The sequence below is a fragment of the Microbacterium sp. nov. GSS16 genome (assembly GCF_028198145.1).
Classification (GTDB): Bacteria; Actinomycetota; Actinomycetes; order Actinomycetales; family Microbacteriaceae; genus Microbacterium.
On sequence record NZ_CP116338.1, the window covers coordinates 1,152,460 to 1,169,787 of the forward strand.

13 protein-coding genes are annotated in these 17,328 nt (G+C 70.5%); 10 read left to right on the top strand and 3 right to left on the bottom strand.

The features are described 5' to 3' along the window. Positions 1 to 45: 45 nt before the first annotated feature. From PGB26_RS05330 to PGB26_RS05350, 5 genes are all read left to right on the top strand, one after another. On the top strand, positions 46 to 1,056 hold the full coding sequence (locus PGB26_RS05330; protein WP_271639303.1) for a LacI family DNA-binding transcriptional regulator: 1,011 nt from the start codon (positions 46 to 48) through the stop codon (positions 1,054 to 1,056). Between the two features lie 232 nt (positions 1,057 to 1,288). Further along, positions 1,289 to 2,008: an L-ribulose-5-phosphate 4-epimerase gene (locus tag PGB26_RS05335; protein ID WP_271639304.1), complete on the top strand. Its 720-nt coding sequence runs from the start codon at positions 1,289 to 1,291 to the stop codon at positions 2,006 to 2,008. Then, positions 2,005 to 3,573, top strand: coding sequence for a xylulokinase (locus tag PGB26_RS05340; protein ID WP_271639305.1), 1,569 nt, complete (start codon positions 2,005 to 2,007; stop codon positions 3,571 to 3,573). Before PGB26_RS05335 ends, PGB26_RS05340 begins: the two co-directional genes overlap by 4 nt. A 50-nt stretch (positions 3,574 to 3,623) precedes the next feature. Beyond that, positions 3,624 to 5,147: an L-arabinose isomerase gene (araA, locus tag PGB26_RS05345; RefSeq protein ID WP_271639306.1), complete on the top strand. Its 1,524-nt coding sequence runs from the start codon at positions 3,624 to 3,626 to the stop codon at positions 5,145 to 5,147. Beyond that, complete coding sequence (locus tag PGB26_RS05350; RefSeq protein ID WP_271639307.1) at positions 5,147 to 6,070, top strand: aldose 1-epimerase family protein; 924 nt, start codon at positions 5,147 to 5,149, stop codon at positions 6,068 to 6,070. Before araA ends, PGB26_RS05350 begins: the two co-directional genes overlap by 1 nt. Positions 6,071 to 6,178: 108 nt before the next feature. Here PGB26_RS05350 and xylB read toward each other — a convergent pair whose 3' ends face one another. From xylB to PGB26_RS05365, 3 genes are all read right to left on the bottom strand, one after another. Continuing rightward, positions 6,179 to 7,576 (bottom strand): xylulokinase, encoded by a 1,398-nt coding sequence (xylB, locus tag PGB26_RS05355; RefSeq protein ID WP_271639308.1) that lies wholly within the window; start codon positions 7,574 to 7,576, stop codon positions 6,179 to 6,181. Positions 7,577 to 7,703: 127 nt separating this feature from the next. Next, positions 7,704 to 8,894, bottom strand: coding sequence for a xylose isomerase (xylA, locus tag PGB26_RS05360; protein WP_271639309.1), 1,191 nt, complete (start codon positions 8,892 to 8,894; stop codon positions 7,704 to 7,706). A 104-nt stretch (positions 8,895 to 8,998) separates the two neighbouring features. Next, entirely contained in the window at positions 8,999 to 9,997 is a 999-nt protein-coding gene (locus PGB26_RS05365) for a LacI family DNA-binding transcriptional regulator (RefSeq protein ID WP_271639310.1), read from the bottom strand. A gap of 139 nt (positions 9,998 to 10,136) precedes the next feature. Between PGB26_RS05365 and PGB26_RS05370 the strand changes: the two genes are divergently transcribed. From PGB26_RS05370 to PGB26_RS05390, 5 genes are read left to right on the top strand one after another with little or no spacing between them, the layout of a single operon-like run. Beyond that, positions 10,137 to 11,423, top strand: coding sequence for an extracellular solute-binding protein (locus PGB26_RS05370; RefSeq protein WP_271639311.1), 1,287 nt, complete (start codon positions 10,137 to 10,139; stop codon positions 11,421 to 11,423). 7 nt (positions 11,424 to 11,430) lie between these two features. Continuing rightward, positions 11,431 to 12,444 carry a carbohydrate ABC transporter permease gene (locus PGB26_RS05375; RefSeq protein ID WP_271639312.1) on the top strand — a complete coding sequence of 338 codons (1,014 nt, stop codon included), beginning with the start codon at positions 11,431 to 11,433 and terminating at the stop codon, positions 12,442 to 12,444. A 29-nt stretch (positions 12,445 to 12,473) separates the two neighbouring features. Then, complete coding sequence (locus PGB26_RS05380; RefSeq protein ID WP_271639604.1) at positions 12,474 to 13,337, top strand: carbohydrate ABC transporter permease; 864 nt, start codon at positions 12,474 to 12,476, stop codon at positions 13,335 to 13,337. Position 13,338: 1 nt separating this feature from the next. After that, on the top strand, positions 13,339 to 15,771 hold the full coding sequence (locus PGB26_RS05385) for a glycoside hydrolase family 3 N-terminal domain-containing protein (RefSeq protein ID WP_271639313.1): 2,433 nt from the start codon (positions 13,339 to 13,341) through the stop codon (positions 15,769 to 15,771). Beyond that, entirely contained in the window at positions 15,768 to 17,324 is a 1,557-nt protein-coding gene (locus tag PGB26_RS05390; RefSeq protein ID WP_271639314.1) for a family 43 glycosylhydrolase, read from the top strand. The genes PGB26_RS05385 and PGB26_RS05390 overlap by 4 nt, the downstream gene beginning before the upstream one ends. The last annotated feature ends 4 nt before the right edge of the window (positions 17,325 to 17,328 follow it).

The following is a 17,328-nucleotide window of genomic DNA, read 5'->3' on the forward strand; positions in this document are numbered from 1 at the left end:
GCTCGGCCGGCGGGTCCCCGCCGGCCGAGCCGTACACTCAGGACGGTGAGCGAGGTGGATGCGACGGGCGGAGGGCCGAGCCGCGACGTCGGCGTTCGCGAGGTCGCGGCGCTCGCCGGGGTGTCGCGGCAGACCGTGTCGCGGGTGCTCAACGAGCGCCCCGAGGTCGCGGCCCCGACCCGTGAGCGTGTGCTGGCGGCGATGGCCGAGCTCGGCTACCGGATGAACAACGCGGCGCGGGCGCTGGGAACCCGCCGATCGCGCACGCTCGGAGTGCTCGCCTCGGATGCCCTGCAATACGGTCCGTCGCGCAGCCTGGCGGCGATCGAGGCGCAGGCCCGCGCCGCCGGATACTGGCTGAGTGCCGCGTTCGCCGGCGCGGGCGACGCCGACGCTGTGATCGCGGCGGTCGAGCATCTCGCCTCGCAGGGCGTCGAGGGTGTCGTCGTCGTCGCACCGCACGCTCGCACACTCGATGCTCTGGATGCGCTGCGGATCGGTCTGCCGATCGTCACGCTGCACTCGTCCGAGCGCGGCACGCGCGGGCTGTCGGTCGATCAGGCCGCCGGCGCGCGGCTCGCGGTGGCGGCGCTCGCCGAGGCCGGGCACACACGGATCGCGCACCTGGCCGGTCCTGCCGACTGGCTCGAGGCCGAGTCGCGGGCGCAGGGATTCGCCGCCGAGCTGGCCGCGCGCGGCATCGCGGAGGGGCCGGTGCTCGTGGGGGACTGGTCCGCCGCATCCGGGCACGCCGCCGCCGCCGCCGTTCGCGAGGCGGGGGTGACCGCGGTGTTCGCCGCGAACGACCAGATGGCGCTCGGCCTGATCACGGGTCTGCGCGAAGCGGGGCTCGAGGTGCCCGGCGACGTGAGCATCGTCGGCTTCGACGATGTGCCCGACGCCGCGCACTACTGGCCGCGGCTGACCACAGTGCGGCAGGATTTCGACGAGCTCGCGCGCCGTGCCGTCGCGGCGGTGCTCGGCGATGTGACCGCGCCGCGGGACGCGGTGCTCCCCGTGCTCGTGCCCCGCGCGTCGATCGCCCCGCCGCGCTGACTCGCATTGCGCAGCCCCGGACGGCGCCGCGCGGAACTCGACGCACGGATGTCGGCGCGGAACACGGATGTCGGCGCATGCCGCCGCATCCCGCCGACATCCGTCCGATGCGCCGACATCTGTCCGGAAGCCGACCGCGTTGAGTGACCCGAGCGCCGTACGGTTGACCCGCGGTCGCCATCGTGTCACACTGACTGTGACCGGTCACAACGGCCGACGTGAAGAGGTGCCCGTGAGCAGTGCAGTTCCCGCCTTTGCCCCCGAGGTCGAGGCAGCGATCCGAACCGTCCGCGAAGACGTCGCGCGCCTGCACGGCGAGCTCGTGCGCTACGGCCTCGTCGTCTGGACCGGCGGCAACGTCTCGGGACGCGTCCCCGGCGCCGATCTGTTCGTGATCAAGCCCTCCGGCGTGAGCTACGACGACCTCGCGCCCGAGAACATGATCCTCTGCGACCTCGACGGCAACGTCGTCCCGGGCAGCGCGGGCAGCGACCGGTCGCCGTCGAGCGACACCGCAGCGCACGCCTACGTGTATCGCAACATGGCGGACGTGGGCGGCGTGGTGCACACCCACTCGACCTACGCGGTCGCGTGGGCCGCGCGCGGCGAGGAGATCCCCTGCGTGATCACCGCGATGGCCGACGAGTTCGGCGGGCCGATCCCGGTCGGCCCCTTCGCGATCATCGGCGACGACTCGATCGGGCGCGGCATCGTCGACACCCTCACCGGTCACCGCTCGCGTGCCGTGCTGATGCAGAACCACGGTCCGTTCACGATCGGGGTGGATGCGAAGGATGCGGTGAAGGCGGCGGTCATGGTCGAGGACGTGGCTCGCACCGTGCACCACGCGCGCGAGGCGGGGCCGCTCATCCCCATTCCGCAGGAGGCGATCGATGCCCTCTTCGACCGGTACCAGAACGTGTACGGCCAGAACTCGGATGCCCGCCGATGAGCGCCACCGCAGAGACGATCCGATCGGGTCGCACGGCTCTCGGCATCGAACTCGGGTCGACGCGCATCAAGGCGTGCCTCATCGACGCCGACACCCACGAGGTGCTCGCCACCGGCTTCCACGACTGGGAGAACCGGTTCGAGAACCGTCTGTGGACCTACTCGCTCGACGCCGTGTGGACGGGCCTGCAGGAGGCCTACGCTGGGCTCGTCGCCGATGCGCACGACCGCTACGGCATCCGTCCGGCGACATTCGGGGCGATCGGCGTCTCGGCGATGATGCACGGCTACCTGCCGTTCGACCGCTCCGGTGAGCTTCTCGTGCCGTTTCGCACCTGGCGCAACACCAACACGGGCGCCGCCGCCGCGGAGCTGACCGACCTGCTCGGAGTGAACATCCCGCTGCGCTGGTCGATCGCCCATCTGCGCCAGGCACAGCTCGACGCCGAGCCGCACGTCGACGAGGTGCGATTCTTCACCACACTCGCCGGATATGTGCACTGGCAGCTCACCGGTCGTCGCGTGCTCGGCGTCGGCGACGCATCCGGCATGTTCCCGATCGACTCCGCGACCCGCGACTACGACCAGACGCTCATCGAACGGTACGACGCGCACACCGGCGGCGACCTGCGGGCCATGCTGCCCGAGGCGCTCGTCGCCGGCCGCGGGGCAGGGGCACTGACCGCCGCGGGGGCAGCGCTGCTCGATCCGACCGGCGCGCTGCAGCCGGGCATCCCGTTCTGTCCGCCCGAAGGCGACGCCGGCACGGGCATGGTGGCGACCAACGCCGTCTCACCCCGCACCGGGAACGTCAGCGCCGGCACCAGCATCTTCGCGATGGTCGTGCTCGAACGGCCGCTTGCCGAGGTGCACCACGAGCTCGACCTCGTGACCACGCCCGCCGGCGACGCGGTCGCCATGGTGCACTGCAACAACGGCGCCAGCGAGCTGGCGGCGTGGGTGGGCATGTTCGCCCGCTTCGCGGAGGCATCCGGCGCTCCGCAGCCGGCGGACGCCGTCTTCGAGACGCTGTTCCGTGAGGCGCTCGGGGGCGAGCCGGACGCGGGCGGCCTGCTCGCCTACAACCATCTCGCGGGCGAGCCCATCGCCGGCACCGACGAAGGACGACCGCTGTTCGTCCGCACGCCCGACAGCCGGTTCACCCTCGCGAACGTCATGCGCGCCCAGCTGTACGGCGTCTTCGGCACGCTCGCCCTCGGCATGCAGGTGCTCGTCGGCGAGGGTGTCGCGATCGAGCGGATGTTCGCGCACGGCGGTGTATTCCGCACCGCCGGCGTCGCGCAGCGCTTCCTCGCCGGGGCGCTGAACGCGCCTGTCGCGGTCGGTGACACGGCATCCGAGGGCGGCGCCTGGGGCGTCGCGGTGCTCGCCGCGTTCCTGGGCTCCGACCGTCCGCTGGGCGCCCACCTCGCCGAGCGGGTCTTCGCCGACGCCGACGTCAGCGTCGCAGATCCCCTGCCCGAGGACGTCGCCGGGTACACCGCCTACCTCGACCGCTACCGTGCCGGCATCGCCGTCGAAGCCGCCGCGGTCGCCGCGCTCTGAACCCATTCAGCATGAACCGCCCGACCGGGCCGACAGCACAAGGAACACCCATGACCCGCACCCCGCTCACCACGACCCTCGACGAGTACGAGGTCTGGTTCCTCACCGGCAGCCAGCACCTCTACGGTCCCGAGACCCTCGCCCAGGTCGCCGATCAGTCGCAGCAGATCGCACGCACGCTCGACGAGGCGAGCGAGGTGCCCGTGCGGATCGTCTGGAAGCCGGTGCTCACCGACTCGGCGTCCATCCGCCGCATCGCACTCGAGGCCAACGCCGATGACCGCGTGATCGGCCTGGTCGCCTGGATGCACACGTTCAGCCCGGCCAAGATGTGGATCGCCGGGCTCGACGCGCTGCAGAAGCCGCTCGCGCACCTGCACACGCAGGCGAACGTCGAGCTGCCCTGGGCAGACATCGACTTCGACTTCATGAACCTCAACCAGGCCGCGCACGGCGACCGCGAGTTCGGGTACATCCAGACCCGTCTCGGAGTGCCGCGCAAGACCATCGTCGGTCACGCATCCGACCCGCGCGTGCGTCAGGAGCTCGCGACCTGGCAGCGCGCCGCCGCCGGTCTCGCCGCCGCCCGTTCGCTGAAGCTCGCCCGCTTCGGCGACAACATGCGCTTCGTCGCGGTCACCGAGGGCGACAAGACCGAGGCCGAGCTGCGCTTCGGCGTGCAGGTGAACACGTGGGGCGTGAACGACCTGGCGGATGCCGTGGCCGCCGCATCGTCGAGCGACATCGACGCCCTCGTCGCCGAGTACGAGGAGCTGTACGAGGTCGCGCCCGAGCTGCGGCGCGGCGGCGACCGCCACCAGTCACTGCGCGACGGCGCCGCCATCGAGATCGGGCTGCGCTCGTTCCTCGAGGAGGGCGGGTTCGGCGCCTTCACCACCTCGTTCGAAGACCTCGGCGAGCTGAAGCAGCTGCCGGGCCTGGCCGTGCAGCGCCTGATGGCCGAGGGCTACGGGTTCGGCGCCGAGGGCGACTGGAAGACGGCGATCCTCGTGCGCGTGGCGAACGTGATGGGTGCGGGCCTCCCCGGGGGCGCCAGCCTCATGGAGGACTACACCTACGACATGACCCCCGGCGACGAGCTGATCCTCGGCGCGCACATGCTCGAGGTCTCGCCGTCGCTGACCACGAAGAAGCCGACCCTCGAGATCCACCCGCTCGGCATCGGCGGCAAGGACGACCCGGTGCGCCTGGTCTTCACCGCCGACCCGGGGCCGGCCGTCGTCGTCGCGCTGAGCGACATGCGCGACCGGTTCCGTCTCACGGCGAACGTCGTCGAGAACGTCGAGCCACGGGCGGCGCTGCCGAAGCTGCCGGTGGGACGTGCGGTGTGGAAGCCCGCGCCGGACTTCAACACCAGCGCAGCCGCGTGGCTGACCGCCGGCGCCGCGCACCACACGGTCATGTCGACCGCGGTGGGCATCGACGCATTCCGCGACTTCGCCGAGATGGCCGAAGTCGAGCTGCTCGTCATCGACGAGTCGACGACCCTGCCCGAGTTCCAGAAGCAGGTCCGCTGGAACGCGGCGTACCACCGCCTGGCTCAGGGGCTGTGATGCTGCCGGCATCCGGCCGTCAGCTCTCGATCGCCGGGCACGGCTATGCGGCGGTGATCGCCAGCGTCGGGGCCTCGCTGCGCACGCTCACGCACGAGGGGCGCGACCTCGTCGTGCCGTTCGACGCCGACGAGGTGCGGCCGAACTACCGTGGCGCCACGCTGGCGCCGTGGCCGAACCGCGTCGTCGACGGCCGCTACGCGTTCGCCGGCGCTCAGCACCGGCTCGCGCTCACCGAGCCGTCGCGGGGGCACGCCTTGCACGGACTCACGGCCTGGCTGGAGTTCGCCGATCAGGTCGTCGAGCCCGACCGGGTCGTGCTCACGGCGGTGATCGAGCCGCAGGCGGGATACCCGTTCCGCGTCGAGGTCGAGGTGGAGTACCGCCTCGGCGCCGACGGTCTGACGCAGGTCGTGACCGGGCGCAACCTCGGGACCGACGCTGCGCCGTGGGGTACAGGCCCCCATCCGTATCTGGTCGCTTCCCCGGCCCTGCCGGGAGCCGTGGACGCGTGGATGCTGTCGCTGCCGGCATCCGAGGTGCTGACGGTGACCGACGATCGGCTGAGCCCTGTCGCGGTCGAGCCGGTCGACCGGCATCCGGAGTGGGACTTCCGCACGGCCCGCATGATCGGCGAGACCTTCATCGACCACGCCTTCACCGCGCTCGAGCGGATCGGCGGCATCGCCGAGGTGCAGGTGACTGCCGCAGACGGCACCGGCACGGCCATCAGCTGGGGCGAGGTGTGCCCGTGGGTGCAGATCCACACCGCCGACACCCCCGAGGCGCACGCGACGCACCGGGTCGGGCTGGCGGTCGAGCCGATGACCTGCGCGCCGGACGCCTTCAACTCCGGCGCCGGCCTTGTGATTCTCGAGTCAGGTGCCTCACACGCGGCCTCCTGGACGATCCGCGCCCTCTGATCTGCAGCTCGCGCGTCGAGAAACCACATCCGGCTTGAGACATCGCGTGTGAACGCGCTTCTCATGCCGGAAGTGGTTCTCGGGCATCGGCCGGATCGGCCGCGGCGGCTAGGGCAGTCGAGCGGCGTACTGGGAGCGGATGCTCGAGACCGGCGCGCCCGTGGCCGCGGGCGCGTCGGCGTCGGCGGCCCACGCCGGACGCGAGCCGGTCAGGGCCCACGCGGCCTGCGCGCACGCGCCGAGGGCGACGTACTCCTGGGGCTGAGGCACGACGACAGGCACGTCGAAGACCTCGGAGGCGATCCGCTGCACCGCGGGATTCTGCGCTGCACCGCCGGTCAGCAGAACGCGGCCAACCTCGACGCCCTGCCGGCGGATCGCGTCGAGCCCTTCCGCCAGACCGCACAGCACGCCCTCGATCGCCGCACGCGCGAGGTTCTCGCGAGTCGTGCTGGCCAGCGTCATGCCGAAGAGAGTGGCAGTGGCATCCGGACGGTTGGGGGTGCGCTCACCCTCGAACCACGGCTGCAGCACCAATCCGCCCGCACCCGGCTCGGCGGCGAGAGCCAGGTCGCTGAGGGCGTGGTGGTCGACTCCGAGCAGGGCCGCCGTGGCGTCCATCACCCGCGCCGCGTTCAGCGTCGCGATCAGCGGCAGCCACCCGCCCGCGGCGTCGGCGAACCCGGCCACCGTGCCCGACGCATCACGCACCGGGGCGTCGGTCACGGCGAAGACCGTGCCCGACGTGCCGATCGAGACGACCGCATCGCCCTGCCGTGCACCGAGCCCGAGGGCCGCCCCCGCGTTGTCGCCGGCTCCGGGCGCGACGCGGCGTCCGTCGGGGTCGGAGACGTGCTCGTGCGGGTGCAGCACGCGGGGGAGCACCACCCGCGCAGCATCGCGGCGCAGCGCGTGCGACAGGATGTCGCGGTCGTAGCCGTCCGCTCCCCAATACCCCGTCCCGCTGGCGTCGGAGCGGTCGGTGATCAGCTCGTCGAGCCGAGCGTCCTGCCCCTCCGACACCGGGCCGAAGCCCCGCAGCCGCCAGGTCAGCCAGTCGTGTGGCAGAGCGACGGCAGCGATGCGCGCCGCGTCGCTCGGCTCGTGGTCGGCCATCCAGCGCAGCTTCGTCACGGTGAACGACGCCACGGGCACGACTCCCGTGCGCTCGGCGAGATGGTCGGCGCCGAGCTCGGCGGTCAGGCATGCGGCGGCTCCTGCCGATCTCGTGTCGTTCCACAGCAGCGCGGGGCGGATGACTTCGCCACGCGAGTCGAGGGCGACGAGGCCATGCTGCTGACCGGCGATCGACCACGCGGCGACGTCGTCCATCCCGCCCGCGTCGGCGATCGCCCGCTGCAGGGCATCCCACCACGCCTCGGGGTCGACCTCCGTTCCCTCCGGATGCGGGGCGCGTCCGGTGCGCACGACGGCGCCGGTCGCGGCATCCCGCACGACGACCTTGCACGACTGGGTCGACGAGTCGACCCCCATCACGAGTGCCATATCGGCATCCTCTCCTCTGCGCTCGGCTGCGCCGACACCCCGAGCTCTCGCCGACATCCCGCCGTGTCGACGTCGGCAGGGCGGGGTCTCGGCGGCAGGGCGCGATGTCGGCGAAGGGGCGACCGGGTCAGCGGGCGCCCATGAGGTGCTCGGTGGCCAGCTGCTGCAGGCGCACGAAGCCGAAGCCGTGTCCGCCCAGGTACGAGTCGGCGTCGAACTCCTCGTAGGCGCTGCGGTCGGCGAGCAGGTCGTCGTACGACTCGCCCTCGCCGAGGGTGGGCTGCGCGAGCTCGGCGACCTTCGCGGCGGCAAGGGCCTCCTGCACCTCCGGGTCGGCGCGGAACGCCTCTGCACGCTGCTTGAGCAGCAGGTACATGCGCATGTTCGCGGCGGCCGAATCCCACACGCCCGTCTCGTCTTCGGTGCGGCTCGGCTTGTAGTCGAAGTGGCGGGGGCCGTCGTAGGCGGCACCGCCGTTCGGACCGCCGTGCTCGAGCAGGTCGACGAGCGAGAACGCGTTGTTCAGGTCGCCGTGACCGAAGACGAGGTCCTGGTCGTACTTGATGCCGCGCTGGCCGTTCAGGTCGATGTGGAAGAGCTTGCCGTGGTACAGCGCCTGGGCGATACCGGCCGTGAAGTTCAGGCCCGCCATCTGCTCGTGACCGACCTCGGGGTTCAGACCGACCAGCTCGGGGCGCTCGAGCGAGTCGATGAACGCGATCGCGTGGCCGAGGGTGGGCAGCAGGATGTCGCCGCGGGGCTCATTGGGCTTGGGCTCGATGGCGAAGCGGATGTCGTAGCCCTTGTCGGTGACGTAGTCGCCGAGCAGGTTGACCGCCTCGCGGTAGCGCTCGAGGGCGGCCTGGATGTCTTTCGCCGAGTCGTACTCGGCGCCCTCGCGGCCTCCCCACATGACGAACGTCTTGGCCCCCAGCTCGGCCGCGAGGTCGAGGTTGCGCAGCACCTTGCGCAGCGCGAAGCGACGCACCTGCCGGTCGTTCGAGGTGAAGCCGCCGTCTTTGAAGACCGGCGCGCTGAACAGGTTGGTCGTGACCATCGGCACGACGAGGCCGGTGGCGTCGAGTGCCCCCTTCAGCCGGTCGATCTGCTTCTGCCGCGCGGTGTCGGTCGACCCGAAGGCGAACAGATCGTCGTCGTGGAAGGTGAGGCCGTATGCGCCGAGCTCATCGAGCTTCTCGACGGCGTGCACGACGTCGAGCGCGGGCCGGGTCGGACCGCCGAACGGGTCGGTGCCGTTGTAGCCGATGGTCCAGAGCCCGAACGAGAATCGGTCGGCCTTGGTGGGGGTGAGAGACATGTGATCCGCCTTCAGCGACGTCGGTGAAATGTTGTAGAGGCGAACATATCAATCGGATGCCGAAGGCGCAACGTCCCGACCTGGGCACGCGGGGGCCGCGCGCCTCACCGCGCGGGGGCAGCGGTCGACGAGCGCACGACGAGCTCGGCGGGCAGCCGCACGTGCTCGGGGGCACCGTCGTCGAGCATGCCCAGCAGCACGCGCACGGCGATCCTGCCCATCTCGTGCAGCGGCTGACGCACCGTGGTGAGCTGCGGATCGTGCGAGGCGGCCTCAGGCACATCGTCGAATCCGACAACCGACAGATCGTGCGGAACCCGCAGCCCGCGCTCGGCGGCGATGCGCATCATCTCGATGGCCGACTGGTCGTTCGCGGCGAAGATCGCGGTGGGGCGAGCGGGGAGGGCGAGCAGATGGTGGGCTCCGGCAGTGGAGTCGGCGGCGCGGTAGCCGCCGTCGACGACGAGGGCTGGGTCGAAGGCGATGCCGGCATCGCGCAGAGCGCGCCGGTACCCCTCCTCGCGCTGGTGCGCGGACTCGAGGTCGGTACGACCGCGCAGATGCCCGATGCGCCGGTGCCCGAGGCTGATCAGGTGCTCGACGGCCACCCGTGCGCCGTCGTGGTTGTGCACGCTCACGGTGGAGGTGCCCTTCGGCCCGGCATGCGGGTCGACGGCCACGATCGGCACCGTGGCGTGAGCAGGGGTCGTGGTCGGCGTGACGATGATCGCCCCGTCGATGAGTGTCCCGCCGAGGCGGGACAGGGAGCGCCGCTCCCAGCCGAGGTGCTCTCCGGCTGAGACGCTGCCGGCGTATGCGAGAACGTCGTAGCGGGTGTTCTGCAGGGCGGTCGACACCCCCTGCAGCAGCTGCACGGCGAACGGCTCGAACTCGGCGACGAGAACACCGATCACGTTGGTCTGCCGGCGGCGCATCGATGTCGCCACCAGCGAACTGGCATATCCCAGCTCCTCGACGACGTTCATCACCTGCGTGAGTGTGGCGGGCGCGACGCCGTCGCGACCGTTGATCGCCTTCGAGACGGTGGCGACCGAGACGCCGGCGGCCTTCGCGACGTCATGGATGGTGGGGCGGGCGGCCATACACCCAGCCTAATGAGCGAAAACGTTATCGATAACGATTGACATGATCCGGGTCAGGTGCCAAAGTGGTGGCGACGAGATTGGGTGTCGTTGACAACAAATAGCCTCGCCCAGCCACTCAACGATGAGGAGACACAGCATGAAGATCCGGAAGACCTGGCTCGCGGCGGCTGCCGTCGTGGCCGTGGGAGCACTCGGCCTGAGCGGCTGCTCGAGCTCGAGCGGCGGAGACGGCGGCGGCGAGACGCTGACCATGTGGCACAACTCCACCACCGGCGAGGGCAAGCAGTACTGGGAAGACGCTGCGGCCGCGTTCCAGAAGGAGAACAAGGACGTCACGATCAAGGTCACGTCCATCCAGAACGAAGACATGGACGGCAAGCTGCAGACCGCCGTCAACTCGGGTGACATGCCCGACATCTTCATGGCGCGCGGTGGCGGCAAGCTTGCCGACATCGTCAGCGCCGACAAGGTGAAGGACCTCACCGACCTCATCGACGACGACGTCAAGGAGGCCATGGGAGACGCGCCGTTCGGTGCGTTCACCGTCGACGGCAAGATCTACGGCATGCCCAGCGCCGTGCTTCCCGGCGGCATGTTCTACAGCAAGGATCTCTTCGAGCAGGCGGGCATCACCTCCGAGCCCACCACGTTCGACGAGCTCAACGACGCCGTCTCGAAGCTCAAGGGTGCCGGCGTCGCGCCGATCGCCCTCGGCGCCAAGGCGGCATGGCCGGCAGCGCACTGGTACTACTTCTTCGCGGTGCGCGCCTGCGACCAGGACGTCATCGAGAACCTCGTCACCGACGCCGACTTCACCAACCCGTGCTGGCTCGAAGCCGCGAAGAACTTCCAGGAGTTCGCCGCCACCGAGCCGTTCAACAAGGGCTTCCTGACCACCGATCCGCAGGAGGGCGCCAACTCGTCCGCCGGCCTCATCGCCAATCACAAGGCGGCCATGGAGCTCATGGGCGCCTGGGACGTGGGTGTGATCGCCAGCCTGACGCCTGACGAGAAGCCGCTGCCCGACCTCGGCTGGTTCCCCTTCCCCGAGGTCGAAGGCGGAGACGGCGGAGCGGGCGCCATGATGGGCGGCGTCGACGGATACTCCTGTGCCAAGGACTCACCTGCATCGTGCGAGAAATTCCTCAACTTCGTCTCGTCGAAGGAGTGGCAGGAGAAGTACGCGGTCGCGTTCCAGACCGTCCCCGCCTCGCAGGAGGCCACCGGCGCGGTCACCGACCCCTCGCTGAAGCCGCTGATGGAGGCGTACCAGAAGGCGCCGTACGTCGCTCTGTGGCTCGACACCGCTCTCGGCCAGAACGTCGGAAACGCGCTGAACACCAGCGTCGTCGAGATGCTCGCTGGTCAGGGCAGCCCGGAGAAGCTCGTCGACACCGTCGCCAAGGCGCAGGCGCGAGGCTGACCGAACCATGCACGACATCCAGGCACTGCAGCGCACCACGGTGCCTGAGAAGGACGCCGTCTCCGGGGCGGGCGCGACGCCCGCCCCGGAGCGGCGACCGCGGCGGGCCGACTGGCGCAAGCGCGCAGAGATAGCGCTCCTCTCGGGTCCCGCCCTGATCATGTTCGTCGGCTTCGTCATCCTGCCGGTGGCGATGGCCGCGTTCTACGGCTTCTTCAAGTGGAACGGCTTCGGCTGGCCGACCGAGTTCATCGGTCTCGACAACTACGTGATGATCTGGCAGGACGACACGTTCCGCCAGGCCGTCACGCACAACGGCATCATCGTGGTGCTGTCGCTGCTGTTGCAGGGCCCGGTCGCGATCCTGTTCGCTCTGCTGATGAACCAGAAGATCCGCGGGCGCTCGATCATCCGCATCCTGATCTTCGTCCCGTACGTCATCTCCGAGGTGATCGTCGGCATCGGCTGGAGCCTGATGCTGCAGGATGCCGGTGCGCTGAACTCCCTGCTCGAGAAGTGGGGCCTCGGCGACTTCCAGCAGTCGTGGATCGCCGATCCGTCGATCGCCATGACGTCGCTGATGATCATCATCACCTGGAAGTACCTCGGCTTCGCCGTCATCCTCATGCTGGCGGGGATGCAGTCCATCCCCGAGGAGCTCTACGAAGCCGCGGCCATCGACGGCGCCGGCTTCTGGAAGATGCAGTGGGCGATCACCGTACCGCTGCTGGGACCCACCATCCGCATCTGGGCGTTCCTGTCGATCATCGGGTCGCTGCAGCTGTTCGACCTGGTCAACATCATCTGGGGTCAGTACATCGCCGCCACGGCAGGCACCTCGACGATGGCGACCTACATGTACCAGAACGGCCACCTGGCCGGCAGCTACGGATTCGGCAACGCCGTCGCCGTGATGCTGTTCATCATCACGCTCATCGTCGCGCTCCTCTACCAGCGCTTCGTCCTGCGCCGCGACACCGAGGGCGCACTGACCGGCGACGGCGGAAGGAAGCGCAAGTGAGTGCCGACAGCCTGAACACCCGGGTCGCCATCCAGGCGATCACCCCGAAGGGGCCGCGCCGCGTGCGCGAGTCCGGCGTCAAGTGGGGCAGCCCCGCGGTCTACCTGGTCGCGCTGGTGCTGATCGCCATCTGCATCACCCCGGTGCTCTACATCATCATCGGCGGGTTCCGCACGAACTCGCAGATCACCCTCGACCCGTCCGGGTTCCCGGCACCCTGGCAGTTCGCCAACTACGGTGACGTGCTGGCCAGCTCGGAGTTCTGGGTCGCCCTGATGAACTCCACGATCTCGGCGGTGGGCACCACCGTGGGCGCGGTTCTGCTCGGTCTCATGGCCAGCTACGTGATCGCCCGCTACGACTTCGGCGGGCGCGGCCTGATGTACTCGCTGTTCGCGGCCGGTCTGATGTTCCCCGTCACGGTCGCCATCACCCCGCTGTACATCCTCATCCGCAACCTCGGTCTGGTGAACAGCCTCGCCGGCATCATCCTCCCGCAGATCGCCTTCGCCCTGCCGATGACGATCATCATCCTCGTCCCGTTCCTGCGGGCGATCCCCAGGGAGCTGGAGGAGGCGGCGTCGATCGACGGAGCCTCCCGACTGGGGTTCTTCTGGCGGATGGTGCTGCCGCTGAGCCTCCCCGGCGTCATCACGGTCGGCATCCTCGCGTTCGTGGGCGCGTGGAACGGCTACATGCTGCCGCTGTTCATCCTGAGCGATCAGAGCCTGTTCACCCTGCCGCTGGGTGTGCAGAACTTCGCCTCCCAGTACTCGGTCGACACCGCCCGCGTGCTGGCCTACACCTCGCTGTCGATGCTGCCCGCACTGGTCTTCTTCAGCCTGTTCGAGCGCCGCATCGTCGGCGGACTGACCGGAGCCGTGAAGGGCTGACATGTTCGATCGCACCTCATCCTCGGCCGCATCGCACGGCGTGCCCGCCTTCCCGACCCCCTCGGCTCGCGTCGCCGAGATCCTCGCGCGGATGACCCTCGACGAGAAGGCCGCCCAGCTCGTCGGCTACTGGCTCGACCAGGGCGGCGACGTGGTCGCCCCGATGCAGAACGAGATGGCCTCGGCGGGAGCGTCGAGCACCCTGAGCGAGATCACGCGCGATGGCATCGGCCACTACACCCGCGTGTACGGCACCCGCCCCGTCGACCCGGCCGAGCGGGCGGCGTGGCTGTGGAACGAGCAGCGCCGGCTGCGGCGCGAGACGCGCCTGGGCATCCCCGCGATCGTGCACGAGGAGTGCCTCACGGGCCTTGCGGCATGGAAGGCCGCGACGTTCCCCACGCCGCTCGCCTGGGGCGCCGCCTTCGATCCGGATCTCGTCGCAGAGATGGGCGCGCTGATCGGGCAGTCGATGCGCGAGCTCGGCATCCATCAGGGCCTCGCCCCGGTGCTCGACGTCGTCCGCGACCCCCGTTGGGGGCGCGTCGACGAGTGCATCGGCGAGGACCCGTACCTGGTCGGCACCATCGGCACCGCTTACGTGCAGGGACTGCAGTCGCAGGGCGTGCACGCGACCCTCAAGCACTTCCTCGGCTACTCCGGCTCGCGCGCGGGGCGCAATCACGCCCCGGTCTCGGCCGGACCGCGCGAGGTCGCCGACGTCTTCCTGCCCCCGTTCGAGATGGCCATCCGCGACGGCGGTGCGCGCGGGGTCATGAACAGCTACTCCGAGATCGACGGCGTGCCCGTGGCATCCGACCCTGCACTGCTCACCGATCTCCTTCGCGACGGGCTCGGCTTCGACGGGGTCGTCGTCGCCGACTACTTCGCCGTAGCGTTCCTCGAGGTCATGCACGCCGTCGCGCGTGATCGCGGTGAGGCCGCCGAACTCGCGCTGAAGGCCGGGATCGACGTCGAACTGCCGTCCGGCGACGCCTACCTCGCCCCGCTCATCGAGCGCGTGCGCGCAGGAGAGCTCGACGAGGCCTACCTCGATCGCGCCGTGATCCGCGTGCTCACGCAGAAAGAGGAGCTCGGGCTGCTCGAGGCGGAGGCCTTCCAGGACGAGCCGCCGGCGGTCGTCGACCTCGACACCGCCGAGCACCGAGCGGTCGCGCTGCGCCTGGCCGCCGAGTCGGTCGTGCTGCTCGCGAACGACGGGGTGCTGCCCCTCTCCGACCGTCGCGCCCGCGTCGCCCTGGTCGGGCCGAACGCCGACCGCTCGGCGGCGCTGCAGGGCTGCTACTCCTTCGCCAACCACGTGCTCGCCCACCACCCCGACCACGAGATCGGGTTCGAGATCCCCACGGTCCGTGAGGCGCTCGACGCGGCGATGCCGGATGCCGAGATCGTGCACCTGAGCGGATGCGACGTCGAGGGCGCCGACCGGTCCGGGTTCGACGCCGCGGCTCAGGCGGCCGCGGACGCCGACCTGGCCGTCGTGGTCGTCGGCGATCAGGCGGGTCTGTTCGGCCGTGGCACGGTCGGCGAGGGCAACGACGTGCAGTCGCTCGATCTGCCCGGTGTGCAGCGCGAGCTCGTCGAGCGGATCGTCGAGACCGGCACACCGGTCATCATGATCCTGCTGACCGGCCGCCCGTACGCGATCGAGTGGGCGCTGGAGGGCGCCGCGCGACCGGCCGCGGTGCTGCAGTCGTTCTTCCCCGGCGAGGCGGGCGGCACGGCGATCGCCCAGGTGCTGACCGGAGAGGTCGTGCCATCGGGCCGGATGCCGGTCAGCCTGCCCCGCTTCTCGGGCGCGCAGCCGTACAGCTACCTGCATCCCATCCTCGGCGGCCCTTCGGAGGTCACCGCCACCGACCCCACGCCGCTGCGGCCGTTCGGGTTCGGCCTGTCGTACACGACCTTCGCCTACGACGACCTGGAGGTGCCCACCGAGGCGAGTACCGACGGCCGCTTCACCGCGTCGGTCACCGTGACCAACACGGGCGACCTGCCCGGCGACGAGATCGTTCAGCTGTACGGCCGAGACGTGGCGGCATCCGTCACCCGCCCTGTCACGCAGCTGCTCGGCTACGCGCGGGTGGCGCTCGATCCGGGCGAGAGCCGTCGGGTGAGCTTCGACGTGCCCGCCGGTCGCTTCGCCTTCACCGACCGCACCCTCACCCGCGTCGTCGAACCGGGGGAGGTACTGGTCTGGGCGGCGGCCCATGCTGCGGCATCCGCTCCCGCAGCCGATCTCGCCGGCACGACGGGCGGCGCGATCTCGAACGAGCGCACCCGCGAGCAGGTGGTGCTGCCCGGCGCGGCCACGACGCCGAGCCGCATGGTGCTCACCGGAGACGTGCACCGGGTGACTGGCGCGGACCGTCGTGTCGTGACCGTCGAGATGTCGCAGGGCGTGCCGGCATGACCGCCACCAACCCCGTGCTGCCCGGCTGCCATCCCGACCCGTCGGTGTGCCGGGTGGGGGAGTGGTACTACCTCGTCACCTCGACGTTCGAGTACCTTCCCGGCCTGCCGGTGATGCGCTCGCGCGATCTGGTGCGGTGGGAGACGATCGGCCACGTCATCGACCGCTCAGGGATGCTCGACTTCGATGGGATCCGTTCGTCGGGTGGTCTGTACGCGCCCACGATCCGTCACGGTCTCGGCCTCTTCTGGGTGGTGTGCACACTCGTCGACCCCGCCGATCCGAGCCGAGGAGGCAACTTCGTCGTCACCGCCGAGCATCCGCAGGGCCCGTGGAGCGACCCGGTGATGCTCGACGTCGACGGGATCGACCCGTCGCTGGCCTTCGACGACGACGGACGCGTGTGGATGCACGGCACGCGCCTCGCGCGCGATCCGGAGTGGTACCACCAGACCGAGGTCTGGGTGCGGGAGTACTCTCCCGCGCAGCACGCGCTGATCGGCGACGAGCACGTGATCTGGCGAGGGGCCGTGCACGGTGCGGTGTGGGCGGAGGGCCCGCATCTGTACCCGATCGACGGCGAGTGGTATCTCGTCGCAGCCGAGGGCGGCACCGAATTCCATCACGCCGTGAGTGTGGCCAGGGCCGCCGCGGTGACCGGCCCCTATGAGGGCAATAAGGCGAATCCCGTCTTCACCCACCGTCATCTCGGCCGCCGTACGGACGTGATCGGGGCGGGGCACGCCGACCTCGTGCAGGCGCCGGACGGCTCGTGGCAGGCGCTGATGCTCGCGATGCGCGCGGCCGACGGGCACCACTACCCGCTGGGACGCGAGACGTTCCTCTGCCCGGTCGAATGGCAGGACGGCTGGCCCGTCTTCGCTCCGGGCGAGGGGGTGCTGCCGCACGAGATCGCGGCGCCATGGGCGACGCAGGCCGCTCCGGCCGGAAGCTGGCAGCCCGACGATCGCCGGGTGGGCGCCGTGCTCCCGCAGGATGCGCGGTGGACGGCGCTGCGCGCGCTGCCGGCGGAGATCGCCTTGGCGGACGGCGAGACCTGGCGGATGCCTGTGCGATCGGCGACGCTGCGGGATGCCACGACCGTGGCGTTCCTGGGCATCCGGCAGCAGCACTCCGACGTCGACGTGCGCTGCGTGCTGGACATCGGTGGGCTGGCCGAGGGCGAGAGCGGTGCGCTGGTCGTGCGCCAGTCGGAGCAGGACCATGCCGCCGCAGTCGTGACGCGAACAGCTGCGGGCGCGGTGCTGAGCGTCGTGCACGTGCGCGCCGGCGACGAGGCTCAGCTCGCCTCGCACGCGCTGCCCGACCATCCGCGGGTGGAGCTGCACTTGCGCGCCCGCGGGTACGAGCTCGAGTTCTTGCACGACGGGCTCTCGCTCGCGACGGTCGACGCGCGGCAGCTCGACGCGTCGTCGACGGGCGGGTTCCTGGGTCTGTGGCTCGGGGTGTGCGCGAGCAGCTCGGGGCGCGTCGCCCAGGGGCAGCTGGCGATCGAGACGTTCGAGTACACACCGGTCGGCGTCGAGCAGTGACCCA

What these genes read in the sequence shown, in the direction of transcription:
- PGB26_RS05350 (WP_271639307.1), top strand. Translation starts at nt 5,147, where the DNA reads ATGCTGCCGGCATCCGGCCGTCAGCTCTCGATCGCCGGGCACGGCTAT.
- xylA (WP_271639309.1), bottom strand. Translation starts at nt 8,894, where the DNA reads ATGTCTCTCACCCCCACCAAGGCCGACCGATTCTCGTTCGGGCTCTGG.
- xylB (WP_271639308.1), bottom strand. Translation starts at nt 7,576, where the DNA reads ATGGCACTCGTGATGGGGGTCGACTCGTCGACCCAGTCGTGCAAGGTC.
- PGB26_RS05370 (WP_271639311.1), top strand. Translation starts at nt 10,137, where the DNA reads ATGAAGATCCGGAAGACCTGGCTCGCGGCGGCTGCCGTCGTGGCCGTG.
- PGB26_RS05365 (WP_271639310.1), bottom strand. Translation starts at nt 9,997, where the DNA reads ATGGCCGCCCGCCCCACCATCCATGACGTCGCGAAGGCCGCCGGCGTC.
- PGB26_RS05385 (WP_271639313.1), top strand. Translation starts at nt 13,339, where the DNA reads ATGTTCGATCGCACCTCATCCTCGGCCGCATCGCACGGCGTGCCCGCC.
- PGB26_RS05390 (WP_271639314.1), top strand. Translation starts at nt 15,768, where the DNA reads ATGACCGCCACCAACCCCGTGCTGCCCGGCTGCCATCCCGACCCGTCG.
- PGB26_RS05340 (WP_271639305.1), top strand. Translation starts at nt 2,005, where the DNA reads ATGAGCGCCACCGCAGAGACGATCCGATCGGGTCGCACGGCTCTCGGC.
- PGB26_RS05375 (WP_271639312.1), top strand. Translation starts at nt 11,431, where the DNA reads ATGCACGACATCCAGGCACTGCAGCGCACCACGGTGCCTGAGAAGGAC.
- araA (WP_271639306.1), top strand. Translation starts at nt 3,624, where the DNA reads ATGACCCGCACCCCGCTCACCACGACCCTCGACGAGTACGAGGTCTGG.